Consider the following 17,896-nt stretch of genomic DNA (forward strand, 5'->3'; position numbering starts at 1 on the left):
CCCACCGCTCCGGGCGGTGCTACCCCTTGCACATCTTCTCGTCGGCCCGCGACTGGGTGACGTCCACCTTCTTCGGCGCGGCGACGGGGACACCGGCCTTCTGGAAGTCGGGGCCGAGGGTGAGCGTCATCGGTTCCGTGTCCGCGGCGTCCGCCGTGCCCGGCTTCAGCGCCGAGGCGGGCAGACCCATCAGGTCGGCGAGCTTACGGGCCTGGTCGGCCTGGTTCGGCGCGTACTCCAGCCGCGTCTTGGCGACCTTCTCCGGGGCGTTGCCCTTGTTCGAGGACCTGGCGACGTCCTCGCCGGTCTGCAGCCAGTTCAGGGTGTCCTGCGCCGCACCCTGCGGGCCGCCGCCGTTGAACACGTCGACGCGGATCGCGGACGCCTCGGCCCGGGGGCCCTCCAGCAGCTTCGCCTGCTTGTCCTTGGCGTTCTTCTCCTTCTTCTTCACCTCGGTGAAGGAGACGTCCTCCTGCAGCATGCCGAAGACCTGCGGGGCCTTGACCGGGTCCAGGACGACGGTGACGGGCGTGGGCTCGGCCGGGTTGTCCCGCACCGGCAGGGTCATCAGGGTGATGTTCTTCAGGTCGATTTTGCCGAGTTCCTTGGCGAGGGTGAGCAGCTTGCCCGGGCTGCCGATGCCCTTGTCGACGGTGAGGGACTTGGTGGCCGCGTCGGCGACGTCGAGCATCTTCGACGGGCTGTCCAGCGTGTCCTCCTTCAGCTGGCGGAGCATCGAGGCGACGAACTTCTGCTGCATCTCGATCCGGTCCAGGTCGCTCTCGTTCTTGAGACCGTGCCGGTTGCGCAGGAACGAGAGCGCCTCCTCACCCTCGACGGTGCTTTCCCCGACCGGCAGATCAAGTCCGGAACCGCCGTCCAGGTCCTTGAGGGGCTTCTCCAGGCACACCTCGACGCCGCCGACCGCCGTGGACAGCGTCTTGACCGCGTTGAAGTCGAACATCATGAAGTGATCGACCTCGAGGCCGGTGACCTCCTCGACGGTGAGCATGGTGCAGCCGGGGTCGCGGCCGCCGACACCGTAGGACTCGTTGAACCTGGTGGGGGCCGTCGAGCCGGGTATCTCCTTGGTGGACCCGTCGGACTGTCTGGACTCGCAGTCCGGGATGTCGATCATGAGGTCCCGGGGGATGCTCATCACCGTCGCGTTGCTGCGGTCCCCGGCGACATGGAAGAGGAGCGTGGTGTCCGCGTGGCCGGTGACGTTGGTCCGGTTGCCGTAGTCCTCGTTGCCCTCGCCGGTGCGTACGTCGTTGCCGATGATCAGCAGGTTGACCGGCCCGTCCGCCAGCACCGTGTCACTGCCCACGTCACCGATGTCGACAGTGTTGATGTTGCCGTAGAGGCGGTCGTACCAGTAGTACGCGAACGCCGATCCTCCGACGAGGACCAGGCCCAGAACACCCCCCGTCCACATCAGCGCCTTCCTCCTGCCGCTCCGCTTCGGCCTGCGCTTGTGGTGGCCCGCAGTCTCCTCCTCGGCGGGCGCGGTACGCCGGCCGCGCTGGCCGGGGACGCGGGCGGGCGCGGGCGCCGCGGAGTCGGGGCGGGGTACCCCCGGCCCGGAGCCGGGGCCGGGTGTTCCCGGCGGCTCCGCGGGACCGTCCAGCCGCAGCTCGTAGTCACCGGTCCGCGGATTGAGCACCCACTGGTCGGCGGGATCGGTTCCGTCCGCCCGTCCACGACTCTGTGCGTCCACGCCTCTACCCGTCCTCCGTCGGATGCCCCATGGGTCGCTCACACCTCAAGGCGCTCTGTTGTTCGATGAGTTACGCTAACCGGCCCGTTCGGGACACGGGCGATTCCGTAGCAGAATCGTCAAGTTCCGGATCTGTCGCCGAAGCGGGCACAGTGTGTGATCCCCGCCCGTCGCGAGGTGCGGACGGAGCGGCTCCGCCGTCCCGCCTGTATAACGGTATGCAGGAGTTTTGCCGGATGAATGGGTTGAGGCGGCGAGGGGGATCCACGTCATGAGCGGCACCGAGAGCCCTGCCGCGCGCCTTCAGGCGCTCTTCGAGGGGCACCGGCTGACGCCGACCCAGCGGCGGATCGCGCACAGCATGGTGCGCCGCGCGGCCGATGTGCCGTTCCTGTCCAGTGTGGAGCTGGCCGAGCTGGCCGGGGTCAGCCAGCCCTCCGTGACCCGGTTCGCCGTCGCCCTCGGCTTCGACGGCTATCCCGCGCTGCGCCGGCGGCTGCGCGAGGTCGCGCCCGCCGAACCCGCGCCGGAGACGGGCTCGTACAACGAGTACCAGCAGGCCGTCGAGGCCGAGATCGAGAATCTGCGGCATCTCGCGGAGGTGCTGGCCGACCCCGCGCCGGTGCGGCGGGCCGGGCGGCTCCTGGCGGAGAGCCGGCCGCTGCCGGTGCTGGGGCTGCGGGCCGCGGCCGCCCAGGCGCACGGGTTCGCCTACTTCGCCGCCAAGGTCCATCCGGACGTACGGCTGCTCAACGAGGGCGGCACGATGCTCCTCGACCGGATCGACGCCGCCGCGCGGGCCGGGGCGGGCGCCCTGCTGTGCTTCGCGCTGCCCCGGCACCCCCGCGAGGTCGTCGACGCCCTCGCCCACGCCAGACGGACGGGGCTGACCGTGGTCACCGTCGCCGACTCCCCGTTCGCACCGGTCGCCAAGGTGTCCGACCTGCTGCTGCCCGCAGCCGTCGGCACCGGCCTCGCCTTCGACACGGCGTGCGCGCCGATGCTGCTGGGCCGGGTGCTGCTGGAGGCGATGTGCGACGGACTGCCCGACGCGCAGGCCCGCCTGGAGGAGTTCGACACGAAGGCGGCGGCACGCGGGCTGTTCGTGGACTGAGGCTGTTCGTGGACTGGGCCGGCCGCGCTCTCAGACTCGTCTCACCTTGCGGCGCTAACCTCCCGTCTCCGACTGGAGTGAGTGACGGGAGGCCGGACGTGACACGTGGAGGACAGGGACTGGCCAGGGTGGCCGTCGTCGTACGGGCCGGGGCGGCACCCCTGTGGTGGCTCGGCGCCGTCGCGGCGGGCGCCGGGGTGCTGCCGCCGGGGCTGACCGGGCGCCGGATCGGTGTCCTCGCGGGCGCCGCGCTGTTCCTCGTGGCCGCGGCCGTGGTCGCGTACGCGCGGCGGGGACGGTATCGCGCGCCCGCCGGTTCGGCGGCCCGCGCGGGCAGGCACGACGTCCTTCAGGACCGTGCGGTGACCGTCCGCAACTGGCGCCGCGGGCACCGCCCGTGGCTGCTCCTCGCCTTCCTCGCCGCGCTGGGCACGTCGTTCGCGGTACCCGCCGCGGGCGGACTGCTGCTCGCCGGGTGCGGGGCGGGCCTGTGGCTGAAGGCCGCCTGGATCGGCCGCCTGGAGCAGGCCGGCGAGGCGTTGCTGTGGGTGCGTGTCGACTGGCTGACACCGCGGGCGGGCCGGCCCGCCGGCCGGACGGTCAAGGGCTACCGCACGACCGGCATCGCGGCCGGCGACGCCGCCCCGGGCGGCGCCCGCCGCCGGACGCCGGCCCTCGTCTGAGGCGCCGAGCGCTACCCGATCAGGGCGTCGGTGTGGGCGGCGCCCGACTCGGCGACGATCTCCTCGATCGTCTGCGGGGCGCGTACGGTCGCGAAGACGATGTCTCCCGTCCCCGTCCGGGTGAAGCCGTAGACGCCCGGGCGGGGGAGGGAGTTGTAGGCGTAGTGGTGGGCGAAGTAGTACGCGCCCGTGTCCAGCGCCGCCGCGTGGTCGCCCTGCTCCAGCAGCGGCAGTGACTGCGCCCGGGCGAGCAGGTCGCCCGCGAAACAGGCCGGCCCCGCCACGTCCTGCACCACCGCCGGGCCCTCCTTGCGCCGGCCCTTCGCGTCGTACGCGGCGATCCTGAGCGGCCAAGACTCCGGCGCGTACACCGTCCGCGTCGCCACCTGCACGCCCGCGTGCGTCACCGCGACCGGGCGTCCGCCCGCGCTCTTGGCGTACTCCACGCGCGCGACCACCGTGCCGTGCTTCGCCAGCAGCGACCGGCCGAACTCCGTGACCAGCCCGTACCGCCCGTCGAACAGCCCCGGCACCGTCTCGCTCAGCAGCCGCGCGTACTGCCCGTACGTCGGGCTGCTCGCCTCCGAGGCGAAGTTCACCGGCAGCCCGCCGCCGATGTCGATCGTGTCGACCTGTCGTCGCCCCGCACGCCGGTTGATCTCCTCCGCCAGCGCGTACGTCTCCGCCGCCCCGCGCGCCATCATCGTCAGCGCGATGCCCTGGGAGCCGGTGTGCGCGTGCAGCCGGGTCAGCCACGGCCGGTCCAGGTACGCCTGTACGACCCACTCCCGCGCACCCTCGTCACGCAGCGCCACTCCGAACTTCGAGGTCGCCGTCGCCGTGGACAGCGCCTCGATGGAACCCCCGCCGACCTGCGGGTTCACCCGGATGCCGAGAGGGGAGCGGGAGCCGCCCGCCGCCATCAGGGCGTCGAGACGGGCCAGCTCCTGCGGGTTGTCCGCGTTGACGGCGATGCCCAGAGCGAGCGCCTCCCGCAGCTCCGCGTGCGTCTTCGCCGGCGAGTCGAGGACCGTACGCTCCGGCTCCACCCCCGCCGCGCGCGCCAGCGCCAGCTCACCCGGGCTGGCCACCTCCGCGCCGATGCCCTCCTCACGCAGCAGCCGCAGCACCGGCACCAGCGGGCTCGCCTTCACCGCGAAGGCGTGCAGCACGGGCGTGCCCGGTGCCGTCACCGCGTCGAACGCCGCCCGCAGCTCCGCCGCCGACTCGCGGATGCCGGTGACGTCCAGCAGACCCACGAGCGGGTTGCCGTCCTCGAGCAGCCCCTGCTCCACGGCGGCCCGCACCGCCTCGTCCCGCCGGGCGGCCCTCCCGTCGGCGTACGGGTCCACCCCGTCCGTCCTGCCGCCGTCGTGAGCCACCGCGTCCCCCGCCCCCTGGGCGTCGTCCATGTCCGTGCGCATGAACCCAGCCAAACACCCCTCGTACGGCGGTGCCGACCCGCCCCCTCCTTGACTAGGTCTATTCAGCTGACGAGGATGTGAATATCTGCAGTACTCGTCCGCAGTACCGTCCGCAGCACAGGAGGCAGACCATGTCCGGACCCCGCCCTGTCCGAGCGCCGCGCGGCACCGAACCGAGCGCCCTGGGATGGCAGCAGGAGGCCGCCCTGCGGATGCTGCAGAACAACCTCGACCCGGAGGTCGCCGAACACCCCGACAAGCTCGTCGTCTACGGCGGCACCGGCAAGGCGGCCCGTGACTGGCGCTCCTTCGACGCGATGGTGCGGACCCTGCGCACCCTCAAGCAGGACGAGACGATGCTCGTCCAGTCCGGCCGCCCCGTTGGCGTCATGCAGACCCACGAGTGGGCGCCGCGTGTCCTCATCGCCAACTCCAACCTCGTCGGCGACTGGGCCAACTGGGAGGAGTTCCGCCGCCTGGAGGCCCTCGGCCTGACCATGTACGGGCAGATGACCGCCGGCTCCTGGATCTACATCGGCACCCAGGGCATCCTCCAGGGCACCTACGAGACCTTCGCCGCCGTCGCCGCGAAGCGGTTCGGCGGCACCCTCGCCGGGACGATCACGCTCACCGCCGGGCTCGGCGGCATGGGCGGCGCCCAGCCGCTCGCCGTGACGATGAACGACGGCGTCGCGATCTGCGTCGACTGCGACCCGCGTGCGATCGAGCGCCGCATCGAACACCGGTACCTGGACGTGAGGGCCGACTCGCTCGACCACGCCCTGCGGCTGGCCGTCGAGGCCCGGGACCGGCGCGAGCCGCTGTCCATCGGGGTCCTCGGCAACGCCGCCGAACTGGTGCCGCGGCTGCTCGCCATGGGCGCGCCCATCGACATCGTCACCGACCAGACCTCCGCCCACGACCCGCTGGCGTATCTGCCGCTGGGCACGGCCTTCGAGGACATGGCGGACGCCGCGGCGAAGGGCCCGGCCGGTTTCACCACCCGGGCCCGGGAGTCCATGGCCCGTCATGTCGAGGCGATGGTCGGCTTCCAGGACGCCGGTGCGGAGGTGTTCGACTACGGCAACTCGATTCGCGGGGAGGCGCAACTTGCCGGATACGAGCGGGCGTTCGCCTTCCCCGGGTTCGTACCGGCGTACATCCGGCCGCTGTTCTGCGAGGGGAAGGGGCCCTTCCGGTGGGCGGCGCTGTCGGGTGATCCGGCGGACATCGCGAAGACCGACAAGGCGATCCTCGAACTGTTCCCGGAGAACGAGTCCCTGGCGCGGTGGATCAAGCTGGCGGGGGAGCGGGTGCGCTTCCAGGGGCTGCCGGCCCGGATCTGCTGGCTGGGGTACGGGGAGCGGGACAAGGCCGGGGAGCGGTTCAACGACATGGTGGCGAGCGGGGAGCTGGCCGCGCCGGTCGTGATCGGGCGGGACCATCTGGACTGCGGGTCGGTGGCTTCGCCGTACCGGGAGACCGAGGCGATGCTGGACGGGTCGGACGCGATCGCCGACTGGCCGCTGCTGAACGCGATGGTGAACGTGGCGTCGGGGGCGTCGTGGGTCTCCATCCACCACGGTGGGGGTGTCGGCATGGGGCGGTCGATCCACGCGGGGCAGGTGACCGTCGCCGACGGGACGGCGCTGGCGGGGGAGAAGATCCGGCGGGTGCTGACGAACGACCCCGGGATGGGTGTCATCCGGCATGTCGATGCCGGGTACGACATCGCGGAGTCGGTGGCGGGCTCGCGGGGTGTGCGGGTGCCTATGCGTGAGGGTGAGTCGGCGTGAGCGACGGCTTCTCTTCGGCGGGGGCGGGCGGGGCGTCGCCGTCCGCGGGTTCGGCTGTGCCCACCCGTTCCGCCCTGCGGAACGACTGCCCACAGCCTGGGGGTCCGCAGTCTGAGGGTCCGCAGCCTGAGGGCTCGCAGTCTGGCGGCCCACAGCCTGGGGGTCCACAGCCTGGGGGTCCGCAGCCTGAGGGCTCGCAGCCTGGGGGTTGTGGGGGGTCCTTTCTGGAGATGTGGCGGGCGTTGTCGCCCGTTGGGCGGCACGCCGGGTCCGGGGGGTACCGGCGGTTCGCGTGGAGCGGGGCCGATTCCGAGTGCCGGGCGTGGTTCGAGGAGCAGGTTCGGGGGCGGGGGCTGGCCTATGAGGTCGACCGGAACGGGAATCAGTGGGGGTGGGCCGGGGATCCGGCCGGTGGGGATGCGGTCGTCACCGGGTCGCATCTCGACTCCGTGCCCGATGGCGGGGCCTTCGACGGGCCGCTCGGGGTGGTGTCCGCCTTTGCCGCGCTGGATGAACTGCGGCGGCGAGGTGCGCGGTTCGTCAAGCCGCTCGGGATCGTCAACTTCGGGGACGAGGAGGGTGCTCGGTTCGGACTTGCCTGTGTCGGGTCCCGGCTCACCGCCGGCGCGTTGACGGTCGAGCAGGCCCACCGGCTCACCGACGCGGACGGCATCACGCTCCCGCAGGCCATGGAGGCCGCCGGCCACGACCCCGGCGCCCTCGGCCCCGACCCCGAACGGCTCGACCGCATCGGCGCCTTCGTCGAACTCCACGTCGAACAGGGCCGGGCCCTCGACCTGTCCGGCGACCGCGTCGGCATCGCGTCCGCCATCTGGCCGCACGGCCGCTGGCGGTTCGACTTCCGGGGCGAGGCCAACCACGCCGGCACCACCCGGCTCGCCGACCGGCGCGACCCGATGCTGCCGTACGCCCAGACCGTCCTCGCCGCCCGCCGCGAGGCCGAACTCGCCGGCGCCGTGGCCACCTTCGGCAAGATCGCCGTCGAGCCCAACGGCGTCAACGCCATCCCCTCCCTCGTACGCGGCTGGCTCGACTCCCGCGCCGCCGGCCAGGAGAGCCTGGACGCCGTGGTCGAGGCCGTACGGGACGCCGCCCGCGCCCACGCGCGGGAGCACGGCGTCACCCTCGACGTCGAACGCGAGTCCTTCACCCCCGTCGTCGAGTTCGACCACGCCCTGCGCGACGAACTCGCCCGCATCCTCGGCGGCGGCACCGACCTCGAGGTGCCCGTCCTCGGCACCGGCGCCGGACACGACGCCGGAATCCTCTCCGGACGCGTCCCGACCGCCATGCTGTTCGTGCGCAACCCGACCGGCGTCTCGCACTCCCCGGCCGAGTACGCCACCGAGGACGACTGCGTGGCCGGAGTCCTCGCCCTCGCCGACGTACTGGAAGGACTGGCCTGCACGTGACTGCCACCCCGCGGACGTACTGGCTGGAGCACGCCTGGCTCGGCACCCTCCCCCAAGCTCTCGGCTCCGCTCGAGCAGGGGGGACCCCCATCGAGCCGGGCGTCGCCGTCGAGGTCCGGGACGGCCGCATCACCGCCGTCCGGGCCGGCACCCCCGCCCCGCCGCCCGGCGCCGAGATCCTGCGCGGACTGACCCTCCCCGGACTGGCCAACGCCCACAGCCACGCTTTCCACCGAGCCCTGCGCTCCACCGTCCAGGTCGGCTCCGGCACCTTCTGGACCTGGCGCGAGACCATGTACGCCACGGCCGGCCGCCTCACCCCGGACACCTACCACGCCCTCGCCCGCGCGACCTACGCCGAGATGGCGCTGGCCGGCGTCACCGCCGTCGGCGAGTTCCACTACGTCCACCACGCCCCCGGCGGCACGCCCTACGCCGACCCCAACGCCATGGGCGAGGCGCTCATCGAGGCCGCCGCCGAAGCCGGAATCCGCATCACCCTCCTCGACACCGCCTATCTCTCCTCCGGCTTCGGACAGCCGCCCACCGCCCACCAGCTCCGCTTCTCCGACGGTGACGCGGACGCCTGGGCCACACGCTGTTCAGTTCTCAAGGAACGGGATCACGCACGGATCGGGGCGGCGATCCACTCCGTCCGGGCCGTACCGGCGGAGCAGCTGGCCACCGTGGCCCGGTGGGCCGAGGAGCGGCGGGCCCCGCTCCATGTGCACCTGTCCGAGCAGACCGCCGAGAACGACGCCTGCCGCGAGGCCCACGGCTGCACCCCGGCGCAGCTCCTGGCCCTGCACGGCGTCCTCGGCCCGCGCACCACCGGCGTCCACAACACCCATCTCACCGCCGAGGACATCGCCCTGATCGGCGGCAGCGGCACCGGCACCTGCATGTGCCCGACGACCGAACGCGACCTCGCCGACGGCATCGGACCCGCCGCCGCGCTGCAGAACGAGGGCTCGCCGCTCTCCCTCGGCTCCGACAGCCACGCCGTGATCGACCTGCTCGAAGAAGCCCGCGCGATGGAGCTGGACGAGCGGCTGCGCACCCGCACCCGGGGACGCTGGACGGCCGCCGCGCTGCTGCGGGCCGCCACCGTCGACGGACACGCCGCCCTCGGCTGGGACGACACCGGCACCATCGAGGCCGGTGCGCGCGCCGACCTCGTCACGATCGCCCTCGACTCGGTCAGAACAGCGGGGCCACTGCCCGGACTCGGCGCCGAGACGGCCGTATTCGCCGCGACAGCGGCCGACGTACGGCACACGGTCGTCGCGGGCCGGCACGTCGTACGCGACGGGGCGCACACGCTCGTACCCGATGTGCCCGGAGCCCTCGCGCGGGCCGTCGAAGCACTGCGCGCCTGACGACCACCCATGAGGACACCATCATGAGCAGCACCGTCATCAGCGACATCGTCACGCTGGTCACCAACGACCCCTCCCTCGACGGCTCTCCCCTCGGACTGGTCCGGAACGCGGCCGTCGTCATCGAGGGCGACCGCGTCGTGTGGACCGGTGAGTCAAGCAAAGCACCCGCCACTGACAACCGGGTCGACGCGGGCGGCCGGACCGTCCTGCCGGGCTTCGTCGACTCCCACTCCCACCTGGTCTTCGCCGGTGACCGCACCGAGGAGTTCAACGCCCGTATGTCGGGCCGCGCCTACAGCGCCGGCGGCATCCGCACGACCGTCGCCGCCACCCGCGCCGCCACCGACGCGGAACTGGAGGCGAACCTCGTCCGTTTCCTCGACGAGGCGCTCCGCCAGGGCACCACGACGTTCGAGACCAAGTCGGGCTACGGCCTGACGGTCGAGGACGAGGCCCGCGCCCTGCGCCTGGCCGCCCGCCACACCGACGAGGTCACCTACCTCGGCGCGCACATCGTGGCGCCCGAGTACGCCGAGGACCCGGCCGCCTATGTGGCCCTGGTCACAGGCGAGATGCTGGACGCCTGCGCGCCGCACGCCCGCTGGATCGACGTCTTCTGCGAGAAGGGCGCCTTCGACGGCGACCAGGCCCGCGCCGTCCTCACCGCGGGCAGGGCCAAGGGCCTGCACCCCCGTATCCACGCCAACCAGCTGTCGTACGGCCCCGGGGTCCAGCTGGCCGTCGAGCTCGACGCGGCCAGCGCCGACCACTGCACGCACCTCACCGACGCCGACGTGGACGCCCTCGCGGCCGGGAGCACCGTCGCCACCCTGCTCCCCGGCGCCGAGTTCTCCACCCGCGCCGCCTGGCCGGACGCCCGCAGACTGCTGGACGCGGGGGTCACGGTCGCGCTCTCCACCGACTGCAACCCGGGCTCCTCGTTCACGTCCTCCGTCCCCTTCTGCGTCGCCCTCGCGGTACGGGACATGGGGATGACACCGGACGAGGCCGTCTGGTCGGCCACGGCGGGCGGCGCCGCGGCCCTGCGCCGCACCGACATCGGCCGGCTGGCCCCGGGCGCGTACGCCGACCTCACGCTTCTCGACGCCCCGAGCCATGTTCACCTCGCCTACCGGCCCGGAGTGCCGCTGGTCGCTGGGGTGTGGCGGCGGGGCGTACGCGCGGTGTGAGCCGCGCGGGCGGCCGCGGACAGCCCGAAGGGGGCGGTCCGTCCGCGGACCGCCCCCTGGAGGACGGGCGTCACCCGGTGAGGAGGGGAACAACGAGAAGGAGGGCAACAGCGATGAGGATCACTCCTCGAGCGTGAGCCCCCTGCGCAGTTTCACCAGGGTGCGTGAGAGCAGGCGGGAGACGTGCATCTGGGAGATGCCCAGTTCCTCGCCGATCTCCGACTGGGTCATGCCCGCGACGAACCGCAGGGAGAGGATCTTGCGGTCGCGCGGCGGCAGTTCGGCGATCAGCGGCTTCAACGACTCGACGTACTCGATGCCTTCGAGCCCGTGGTCCTCGTAGCCGATCCGGTCCGCCAGCGCGCCCTCGGCGTCGTCCTCCTCCGGCTGGGCGTCCAGCGAAGAGGCGGTGTAGGCGTTGGACGCCGCCATGCCCTCGACGACCTCGTCGTTGCTGATGCCCAGGCGCTCAGCCAGTTCGGCCACCGTCGGCGCGCGGTCGAGCTGCTGAGCCAGCTCGTCACCGGCCTTGGCCAGGTCGAGCCGCAGTTCCTGAAGCCGGCGCGGTACGCGCACGGACCAGGAGGTGTCGCGGAAGAAGCGCTTGATCTCGCCGATGATGGTGGGCATCGCGAAGGTGGGGAACTCTACACCGCGCGCGAGCTCGAAGCGGTCGATCGCCTTGATCAGGCCGACGGTGCCGACCTGGATGATGTCCTCCATCGGCTCGCTGCGCGAGCGGAACCGGGAGGCGGCGAACTTGACCAGGGCGAGGTTCAGTTCGACGAGCGTGTTGCGTACGTACGAGTACTCGTGGGTGCCTTCCTCGAGCGACTCGAGGCGCTCGAAGAGGGTCTTGGACAGAGCCCGCGCGTCGACCGGGCCCACCTCGTCGTACGGGGGGATCTCCGGGAGTCCGGCGAGTAGGTCGTCCGGGACGACACTCGTGTCGCCCTGCTCGATGGGATCCAGATGTTCCGGAGGGAGTGTCGACGTCGCTTTCGGGGTAGGCGATGCGTCGAGCCGGGGTGACATGATGTCCTCCATCGTTCTCGGCATATGGCTGCCGAAGCCGATACGTGCACTGCGGTGTGCGGCGCCTCCAAAGCCGGCCGTGGTCGGTTACGTGTTCTTACTAGCCCTACCCGCTTTCCTGAGCCGATCGCAAGTGCATTGTGTGTGCATATGTCCGTTTGTGTGTGATTGTTCGGCTGTCGGAGTGTGGCAGGAAGGCGTAATGTTCGAGGACGTCAGCAGGCAGCCATCAGGTCGGGAGAGAGAGACGGCATGGACCGCGGGACGGTCGGCAGCGCACAGTCGGGCCGGCTTCTGGTCGAGGTGCGAGAAGAGGGCCCCAGTGCCGTCGTGACTCCGGCGGGTGAGTTGGATCACCACACCGCCGATCTGTTGCGCGAGCCACTGGAGGACTGCCTCGCCAAGGGATTCAAGCGGCTTGTCATCGACTGCTCCCGGCTGGAGTTCTGTGACTCCACGGGGTTGAACGTGCTGCTCGGTGCCCGGCTGAAGGCCGAGGCGGCCGGAGGCGGGGTCCATCTCGTGGAGATGCAGCCCGTCGTCGCGCGCGTCTTCGAGATCACGGGAGCGGACGCGGTGTTCACCGTCCATGACACGCTCGAGGCGGCGCTGGCCGACGATTCCGCGTGACCCGCGCGGGCAGGCCCGTCCTTTCGTACGGATACGGATACGGATACGGGGGTGTCCCCACGGTCCGTCCGGGCAGGAGACATCCTGAACGTGCCGGACGGGCCGTGCGCGCGTGACGACGGAACGGGTACGGAGACTTTTGAATCGTGAACTGGTGACACGGTGAGGTGAAGCGCTGATGAGCACCACCCGGCCCTATTCGCCGGGCGACCGCGGTCCGGAACCCGGCGGCGCTTCCGAGACGTCCGGAGGAGACGCGCCGGCGGAGGCCCAGAGTGGCGGACAGGTACGCCGGCTGAGCTTCGACGGCCAGAGCGGGGTCGTACCGCTCGCCCGGGACTTCACCCGCCAGGCGCTGTACGCGTGGGGGTGGCTGCCGGCCGCCACCGCGGACCAGCGGGCCGCCGCGGAGGATGTACTGCTGGTCGTCTCCGAGTTGGTCACCAACGCGTGCCTGCACGCGGAGGGGCCGGATCATCTGGCCATCACCTGTGACAGGAAGGTGATCCGGCTCGAGGTCACCGACCGGGGGTCGGGGCAGCCGGCCCCGCGCACGCCGCACCGGGCCGGACGGCCGGGGGGACACGGCATGTTCATCGTGCAGCGGCTGTGCCTGGACTGGGGCGTCGTCCGTTCGCCGGACGTGGCGGGCAAGACGGTCTGGGCGGAACTGGGCGCACCGGCCTGAGAGTTTCCCTTCGCCCCTCGAACGCCGGAGGGGCTGAATCCAGCCCCTCCGGCGTTTGAGGAGCGGGGTCTGGGGCGGAGCCCCGGTTTCGGGACGGGAAGGGGCGGCGGGGGCGAAAAGAACACAACAACCGAAGGGCCCCGCATCCCATCCGGACGCGGGGCCCTTCGGCTAGAGCGCAAACGCTCAGCGCACGTCGCCCATCAGCGCCTTCACCTTGTTGCGGTACATCCACACCGCGACACCCGCGAGCACCGCGAGGCTCGCCTCCATCACGACGATCCCCGTCTTGTCCAGATCGACGCCCGCGATGGACAGCAGCCCCGTGGTCGCGTCACCGGCGGTGACCGCGAGGAACCACACACCCATCATCTGCGAGGCGTACTTCGCCGGCGCCATCTTCGTCGTCACCGACAGACCGACCGGCGACAGCAGCAGCTCACCCACGGTCTGCGTGAAGTAGATCGCCACCAGCCACAGCGCCGCCGCCTTGTGACCGCCCTCGGCGATCGACAGCGGGGCCAGGAAGAGGAAGAAGGAGACACCGACCAGCACCAGGCCCGACGCGAACTTCACGATCGTGCTCGGCTCCTTGCCGCGCCGGTTCAGCGCCAGCCAGACCCACGCGAAGACCGGAGCCAGCGCCATGATCAGGACCGGGTTGACCGACTGGTACCAGGAGACCGGGAAGTTCCAGCCCAGAACGCTGTTCTCGGCCGACGAGTCGGCGAAGAGCGACAGGGTCGAGCCGCCCTGGTCGTAGATCATCCAGAAGATCGCGGCGGCGACGAAGAACCAGATGTACGCGGACATCTTCGACTGCTCGGCGCGGTCCAGGTCCTTGTCGCGCTTGATCCGGGCGATCACCATCACGGGGACGATCACACCGAGCAGCGTCAGCGGGACCAGGACCCAGTTCAGGGTGTAGTTGCCGGTGAGGCCGATGACGGCGTACGCGACGACGGCGATGCCCGCCCAGAACGCGGACTTGCGCAGCGTGGAGGACTTCTCCGCGGCCGACAGCGGCTTCGGGACGACGCTGGAGCGCGCGTCCAGGTGACGGCTGCCCAGCAGGAACTGCGCCACACCGAGACCCATGCCCAGCGCGGCGAGCGCGAAGCCCAGGTGCCAGTTCACGCTCTCGCCGATGGTGCCGATGATCAGCGGCGCGGCGAAGGCACCCAGGTTGATGCCCATGTAGAAGACGGTGAAGCCGCCGTCCCGGCGCGGGTCGTCCGGGCCCTGGTAGAGCTGGCCGACCATCGTGGAGATGTTGGCCTTCAGCAGACCGGAGCCGATGGCCACCAGACCGAGGCCCGCGTAGAAGGTCCCGGAGGACGGCAGGGCCAGCGTCAGGTGGCCCAGCATGATGATGCCGCCCGCGATGGCCACGGTCTTGCGGGGACCCCAGACACGGTCGCCGAACCAGCCGCCCGGCATCGTCAGCAGGTACACCAGCGAGAGGTACACCGAGTAGATCGCGGTCGCGGTGCCCGCGCTCAGCCCCAGGCCGCCCGGAGCGACGAGGTACAGCGGGAGGAGGGCCCTCATGCCGTAGTAGGAGAAACGCTCCCACATCTCGGTCATGAAGAGAGTGGCCAGTCCGCGGGGGTGGCCGAAGAAGGTCTTCTCGGATCCGGGGGTGCCCGGAGTGACCGAGTCCTTCGTCAGGCTGGACGCCATGGTCGTTCCTTGCTGGTCGGGACGCGTCGCGCGAGCGTGTACGCGCCCGGTGGGGGGAGGCCGGCACCGGCAGGGCCGTACCGTCCACCCCACGCCCGAGGGGGGCCGCTCCGGGTCGGGGAGCGGCGGACGGCGACCACCGGGATCCACGCCTCTACGCGCGTCAGTGCGCGAGGAGGCCCGGCCACAGGTCATTCCTTCCGGGGCCGGCGAAGAAGCCGGCCCGCACACAAAGGAGACCCTCGGCGTCGACTGCGCCAAAGGTCCCCGTGGTGCAACAGGCGTTGATTCACCATACGGCAGGACAGTGCCGGATATGGAAGGACTTGAGACGCGGATCACAGGCTTTGGTGGAACCGTGATCACTCATTCGAAGGTCTGTCCCAGGATCGCACCCCACAGCCGCAGGTACGCACCAAGGGCACCGCGGGCCGCCGCAGGGTGAGAAACGGGTATGCCGGAGGTAAGAGTCAACGCCCGCGATCACACCCCGGGCCCCTCGACGGCGGGTCTACCATCACTGACATGACCCGTGTACTGCTCGCCGAGGACGACGCGTCCATCTCGGAGCCGCTGGCCCGCGCCCTGCGCCGGGAGGGCTACGAAGTCGAGGTCCGTGAGGACGGACCCGCCGCGCTCGACGCCGGAATGCAGGGCGGCGTCGACCTGGTGGTGCTGGATCTCGGGCTGCCCGGCATGGACGGCCTGGAGGTCGCCCGCCGGCTCCGCGCCGAGGGGCACACGGTTCCCCTGCTGATCCTGACCGCCCGCGCCGACGAGGTGGACACGGTCGTCGGCCTCGACGCGGGCGCCGACGACTACGTCACCAAGCCGTTCCGGCTCGCCGAACTGCTGGCCCGGGTCCGGGCCCTGCTGCGGCGCGGCGCCGCCGAGCCCCAGCAGCCGCCCGCCACCCACGGCGTGCGCATCGACGTCGAGTCGCACCGGGCCTGGATGGGCGAGGAGGAGCTCCAGCTCACCGCCAAGGAGTTCGACCTGCTGCGGGTCCTGGTGCGGGACGCGGGCCGGGTCGTCACCCGCGACCAGCTGATGCGCGAGGTCTGGGACACCACCTGGTGGTCCTCCACCAAGACCCTCGACATGCACATCTCGTGGCTGCGCAAGAAGCTGGGCGACGACGCGGCCAACCCCCGCTACATCGCCACGGTGCGCGGCGTGGGATTCCGCTTCGAGAAGAGCTAGCCGAATCCCCACGGGGTTCCCGTCCGGACGATGAAGAGGACATGCGCCGCCGTCTGATCCAGTCCACGCTCGCCGTGGTGCTTGTCGTGATCGCCGTCTTCGGCGTCTCCCTGGTGCTCGTCGAGACCCGCACCATCAGCGACAGCGCCCGCGAGCGGGTGGAGTCCGAGGCGGTGCGGCTGGCCAGCATCGTCGACAGTCGGCTGCTGGTCGAGGACAAGGTCACCGCCGAGATCATCAGCGACCAGGTCACCGGTGACCGGTACGCCGTCATCCGGATCCCCGGCAAGCCGCCCATCGAGGTCGGCACCAAGCCGGACGGCGACGTCATCAGCGCGACGGCCCCCGGCGAGGAGGGCGAGACGGTCACCGTCCAGGAGCCGCGCTCCTCGGTGACCCGGGAGGTCGGCCGTACGCTGCTGATCATCGGCCTGGTGGCGCTGCTCGCGGTGATCGCGGCGGTGCTGCTGGCGATCCGCCAGGCCAGCAGACTGGCCTCCCCGCTGACCGATCTCGCGGAGACCGCCGAGCGGCTGGGCTCCGGCGACCCCCGCCCCCGCCACCGCCGCTACGGCGTGCCCGAACTGGACCGGGTCGCGGACGTACTGGACCGCTCCGCCGAGCGCATCGCCCGCATGCTGACCGCCGAACGGCGCCTCGCCGCCGACGCCTCCCACCAACTGCGCACCCCTCTCACCGCGCTGTCGATGCGCCTCGAGGAGATCACCCTCACCGACGACCCGGACACGGTGAAGGAGGAGGCGACGATCGCGCTGACGCAGGTCGAGCGGCTGACGGACGTGGTGGAGCGGCTGCTGACCAATTCCCGTGACCCGCGCACCGGCTCCGCGGTCACCTTCGACCTCGACGAGGTGATCCAGCAGCAGCTCGCCGAATGGCGCCCCGCCTACCGCAGCGCGGGCCGCGCCATCGTCACCTCGGGCAAGCGACAGCTGCGGGCGGTGGGCACGCCGGGCGCGGTCGCCCAGGTGCTGGCGGCGCTGATCGAGAACTCGCTGATGCACGGCGGCGGCACGGTCGCCCTGCGCACCCGCGTCACCGGCAACCAGGTCGTCGTCGAGGTCACCGACGAGGGCCCGGGCGTCTCCGCCGAACTGGGCGCGAGGATCTTCGAACGGGCGATCAGCGGCCACAACTCCACCGGCATCGGCCTCGCCGTCGCCCGGGACCTGGCGGAGGCGGACGGCGGCCGCCTGGAGATGCTGCAGGCCACTCCCGCCGTCTTCGGCCTGTTCCTGTCCCGCACCCCGCCGCAGAAGTCCCCGGACGACGAGTACCGCCGCACGGTGCGCTGACGCCTACGGCACGCGCTGTGCCGCGCGGGAGCCCTCGGGCGCCGCGGCCGGCGGCTCCGGTTCGCGGGCCGAAGGCAGCGCGCGGAAGACCCAGGTGCGGTACGACCAGAAGCGGAACAGGGTCGCCACCCCGATGCCGACGAACTTGAAGATGTTGCTCTGCAGCGGGGTGTCCCAGCCGAAACCGTACGTCGCCGTGTACAGCACGCCGTTCTCGATCACCAGGCCGACCGCGCTGAACAGCAGGAACAGCGTCATCTCCCGGGTGCGCCCGGACTTGTCGCGGTCCCGGTAGGCGAAGTAGCGGAAGCCGATGTAGTTGAAGACGATCGCCACGATGGTGGCGATGACGCTCGCCCGCACCACCTGGAGGTCGGTCCAGTGCCGGACCAGGTTGAACACACCCAGGTTGACCAGCACCCCGGCACCGCCCACGGCGCCGAACTTGGCCACTTCCCGGAAGAACCGTCGAAGCCCCGAGGAACCACGTTCCATCGTCTGCCGGCTCCTGTCCGTCGAAATGCGTCAACTCAATCATGCTAACCACCCGCGCGCGCGATCTTCCTGGCGACGCCGGCGACGGTGCGCGGTACTTCCCG

At 71.4% G+C, this 17,896-nt stretch carries 15 protein-coding genes; 10 read left to right on the forward strand and 5 right to left on the reverse strand.

Going from position 1 to position 17,896, the window contains the following annotated elements; translation table 11 throughout:
• Positions 1-19: 19 nt before the first annotated feature.
• Entirely contained in the window at positions 20-1,720 is a 1,701-nt protein-coding gene (locus IF28_RS0108955; protein WP_030216333.1) for an LCP family protein, read from the reverse strand.
• Positions 1,721-1,991: 271 nt separating this feature from the next.
• Here IF28_RS0108955 and IF28_RS0108960 point away from each other — a divergent pair, with 271 nt between their 5' ends.
• Together IF28_RS0108960 and IF28_RS0108965 are read left to right on the forward strand one after the other, a co-directional pair.
• Positions 1,992-2,834 (forward strand): MurR/RpiR family transcriptional regulator, encoded by an 843-nt coding sequence (locus tag IF28_RS0108960; RefSeq protein WP_030216335.1) that lies wholly within the window; start codon positions 1,992-1,994, stop codon positions 2,832-2,834.
• 98 nt (positions 2,835-2,932) lie between these two features.
• On the forward strand, positions 2,933-3,517 hold the full coding sequence (locus IF28_RS0108965; protein ID WP_030216337.1) for a hypothetical protein: 585 nt from the start codon (positions 2,933-2,935) through the stop codon (positions 3,515-3,517).
• 11 nt (positions 3,518-3,528) lie between these two features.
• Here IF28_RS0108965 and IF28_RS0108970 read toward each other — a convergent pair whose 3' ends face one another.
• Positions 3,529-4,941 (reverse strand): diaminopimelate decarboxylase, encoded by a 1,413-nt coding sequence (locus tag IF28_RS0108970; RefSeq protein ID WP_030216339.1) that lies wholly within the window; start codon positions 4,939-4,941, stop codon positions 3,529-3,531.
• Positions 4,942-5,072: 131 nt separating this feature from the next.
• On the opposite strand from IF28_RS0108970, the gene hutU reads away from it, so the two are divergent.
• From hutU to hutI, 4 genes are all read left to right on the forward strand, one after another.
• Positions 5,073-6,737, forward strand: coding sequence for a urocanate hydratase (gene hutU / locus IF28_RS0108975; RefSeq protein ID WP_030216341.1), 1,665 nt, complete (start codon positions 5,073-5,075; stop codon positions 6,735-6,737).
• A gap of 230 nt (positions 6,738-6,967) precedes the next feature.
• Complete coding sequence (locus IF28_RS0108980) at positions 6,968-8,170, forward strand: allantoate amidohydrolase (protein WP_030216343.1); 1,203 nt, start codon at positions 6,968-6,970, stop codon at positions 8,168-8,170.
• Positions 8,167-9,549 carry a formimidoylglutamate deiminase gene (locus IF28_RS0108985; RefSeq protein WP_030216344.1) on the forward strand — a complete coding sequence of 461 codons (1,383 nt, stop codon included), beginning with the start codon at positions 8,167-8,169 and terminating at the stop codon, positions 9,547-9,549. Before IF28_RS0108980 ends, IF28_RS0108985 begins: the two co-directional genes overlap by 4 nt.
• Before the next feature lie 23 nt (positions 9,550-9,572).
• A complete protein-coding gene (gene hutI / locus IF28_RS0108990) occupies positions 9,573-10,742 on the forward strand; it encodes an imidazolonepropionase (RefSeq protein ID WP_030216347.1) in 1,170 nt (389 codons plus the stop codon).
• A 120-nt stretch (positions 10,743-10,862) separates the two neighbouring features.
• Here hutI and IF28_RS0108995 read toward each other — a convergent pair whose 3' ends face one another.
• Positions 10,863-11,777 carry an RNA polymerase sigma factor SigF gene (locus IF28_RS0108995; protein WP_030216349.1) on the reverse strand — a complete coding sequence of 305 codons (915 nt, stop codon included), beginning with the start codon at positions 11,775-11,777 and terminating at the stop codon, positions 10,863-10,865.
• A gap of 252 nt (positions 11,778-12,029) precedes the next feature.
• Here IF28_RS0108995 and IF28_RS0109000 point away from each other — a divergent pair, with 252 nt between their 5' ends.
• Together IF28_RS0109000 and IF28_RS0109005 are read left to right on the forward strand one after the other, a co-directional pair.
• Positions 12,030-12,407 carry an STAS domain-containing protein gene (locus IF28_RS0109000; protein ID WP_030216351.1) on the forward strand — a complete coding sequence of 126 codons (378 nt, stop codon included), beginning with the start codon at positions 12,030-12,032 and terminating at the stop codon, positions 12,405-12,407.
• A gap of 178 nt (positions 12,408-12,585) precedes the next feature.
• On the forward strand, positions 12,586-13,095 hold the full coding sequence (locus tag IF28_RS0109005; RefSeq protein ID WP_030216352.1) for an ATP-binding protein: 510 nt from the start codon (positions 12,586-12,588) through the stop codon (positions 13,093-13,095).
• Between the two features lie 186 nt (positions 13,096-13,281).
• Here IF28_RS0109005 and IF28_RS0109010 read toward each other — a convergent pair whose 3' ends face one another.
• Positions 13,282-14,778, reverse strand: coding sequence for an oligopeptide:H+ symporter (locus tag IF28_RS0109010; protein ID WP_030216354.1), 1,497 nt, complete (start codon positions 14,776-14,778; stop codon positions 13,282-13,284).
• A 525-nt stretch (positions 14,779-15,303) separates the two neighbouring features.
• Between IF28_RS0109010 and IF28_RS0109015 the strand changes: the two genes are divergently transcribed.
• Both IF28_RS0109015 and IF28_RS0109020 read left to right on the forward strand, forming a co-directional pair.
• Positions 15,304-15,981 (forward strand): response regulator transcription factor, encoded by a 678-nt coding sequence (locus tag IF28_RS0109015; RefSeq protein ID WP_030216356.1) that lies wholly within the window; start codon positions 15,304-15,306, stop codon positions 15,979-15,981.
• 41 nt (positions 15,982-16,022) lie between these two features.
• On the forward strand, positions 16,023-17,297 hold the full coding sequence (locus IF28_RS0109020) for an ATP-binding protein (RefSeq protein WP_030216358.1): 1,275 nt from the start codon (positions 16,023-16,025) through the stop codon (positions 17,295-17,297).
• Between the two features lie 3 nt (positions 17,298-17,300).
• Here the strand turns inward: IF28_RS0109020 and IF28_RS0109025 are convergent, their stop codons facing one another.
• Positions 17,301-17,792 carry a GtrA family protein gene (locus IF28_RS0109025; protein ID WP_037892871.1) on the reverse strand — a complete coding sequence of 164 codons (492 nt, stop codon included), beginning with the start codon at positions 17,790-17,792 and terminating at the stop codon, positions 17,301-17,303.
• Positions 17,793-17,896: the final 104 nt, after the last annotated feature.

Source organism: Streptomyces sp. NRRL WC-3626 (genome assembly GCF_000718785.1).
Classification (GTDB): domain Bacteria; phylum Actinomycetota; class Actinomycetes; order Streptomycetales; family Streptomycetaceae; genus Streptomyces; species Streptomyces edwardsiae.

Excerpts from the sequence above, each read along its gene's own strand:
- IF28_RS0108970 (WP_030216339.1), bottom strand. The coding sequence starts at position 4,941 with ATGCGCACGGACATGGACGACGCCCAGGGGGCGGGGGACGCGGTGGCT.
- IF28_RS0109025 (WP_037892871.1), bottom strand. The coding sequence starts at position 17,792 with ATGGAACGTGGTTCCTCGGGGCTTCGACGGTTCTTCCGGGAAGTGGCC.
- hutI (WP_030216347.1), top strand. The coding sequence starts at position 9,573 with ATGAGCAGCACCGTCATCAGCGACATCGTCACGCTGGTCACCAACGAC.
- IF28_RS0108960 (WP_030216335.1), top strand. The coding sequence starts at position 1,992 with ATGAGCGGCACCGAGAGCCCTGCCGCGCGCCTTCAGGCGCTCTTCGAG.
- IF28_RS0109015 (WP_030216356.1), top strand. The coding sequence starts at position 15,304 with ATGACCCGTGTACTGCTCGCCGAGGACGACGCGTCCATCTCGGAGCCG.
- IF28_RS0109000 (WP_030216351.1), top strand. The coding sequence starts at position 12,030 with ATGGACCGCGGGACGGTCGGCAGCGCACAGTCGGGCCGGCTTCTGGTC.
- IF28_RS0109005 (WP_030216352.1), top strand. The coding sequence starts at position 12,586 with ATGAGCACCACCCGGCCCTATTCGCCGGGCGACCGCGGTCCGGAACCC.
- IF28_RS0108980 (WP_030216343.1), top strand. The coding sequence starts at position 6,968 with ATGTGGCGGGCGTTGTCGCCCGTTGGGCGGCACGCCGGGTCCGGGGGG.
- IF28_RS0109020 (WP_030216358.1), top strand. The coding sequence starts at position 16,023 with ATGCGCCGCCGTCTGATCCAGTCCACGCTCGCCGTGGTGCTTGTCGTG.
- hutU (WP_030216341.1), top strand. The coding sequence starts at position 5,073 with ATGTCCGGACCCCGCCCTGTCCGAGCGCCGCGCGGCACCGAACCGAGC.
- IF28_RS0109010 (WP_030216354.1), bottom strand. The coding sequence starts at position 14,778 with ATGGCGTCCAGCCTGACGAAGGACTCGGTCACTCCGGGCACCCCCGGA.
- IF28_RS0108995 (WP_030216349.1), bottom strand. The coding sequence starts at position 11,777 with ATGTCACCCCGGCTCGACGCATCGCCTACCCCGAAAGCGACGTCGACA.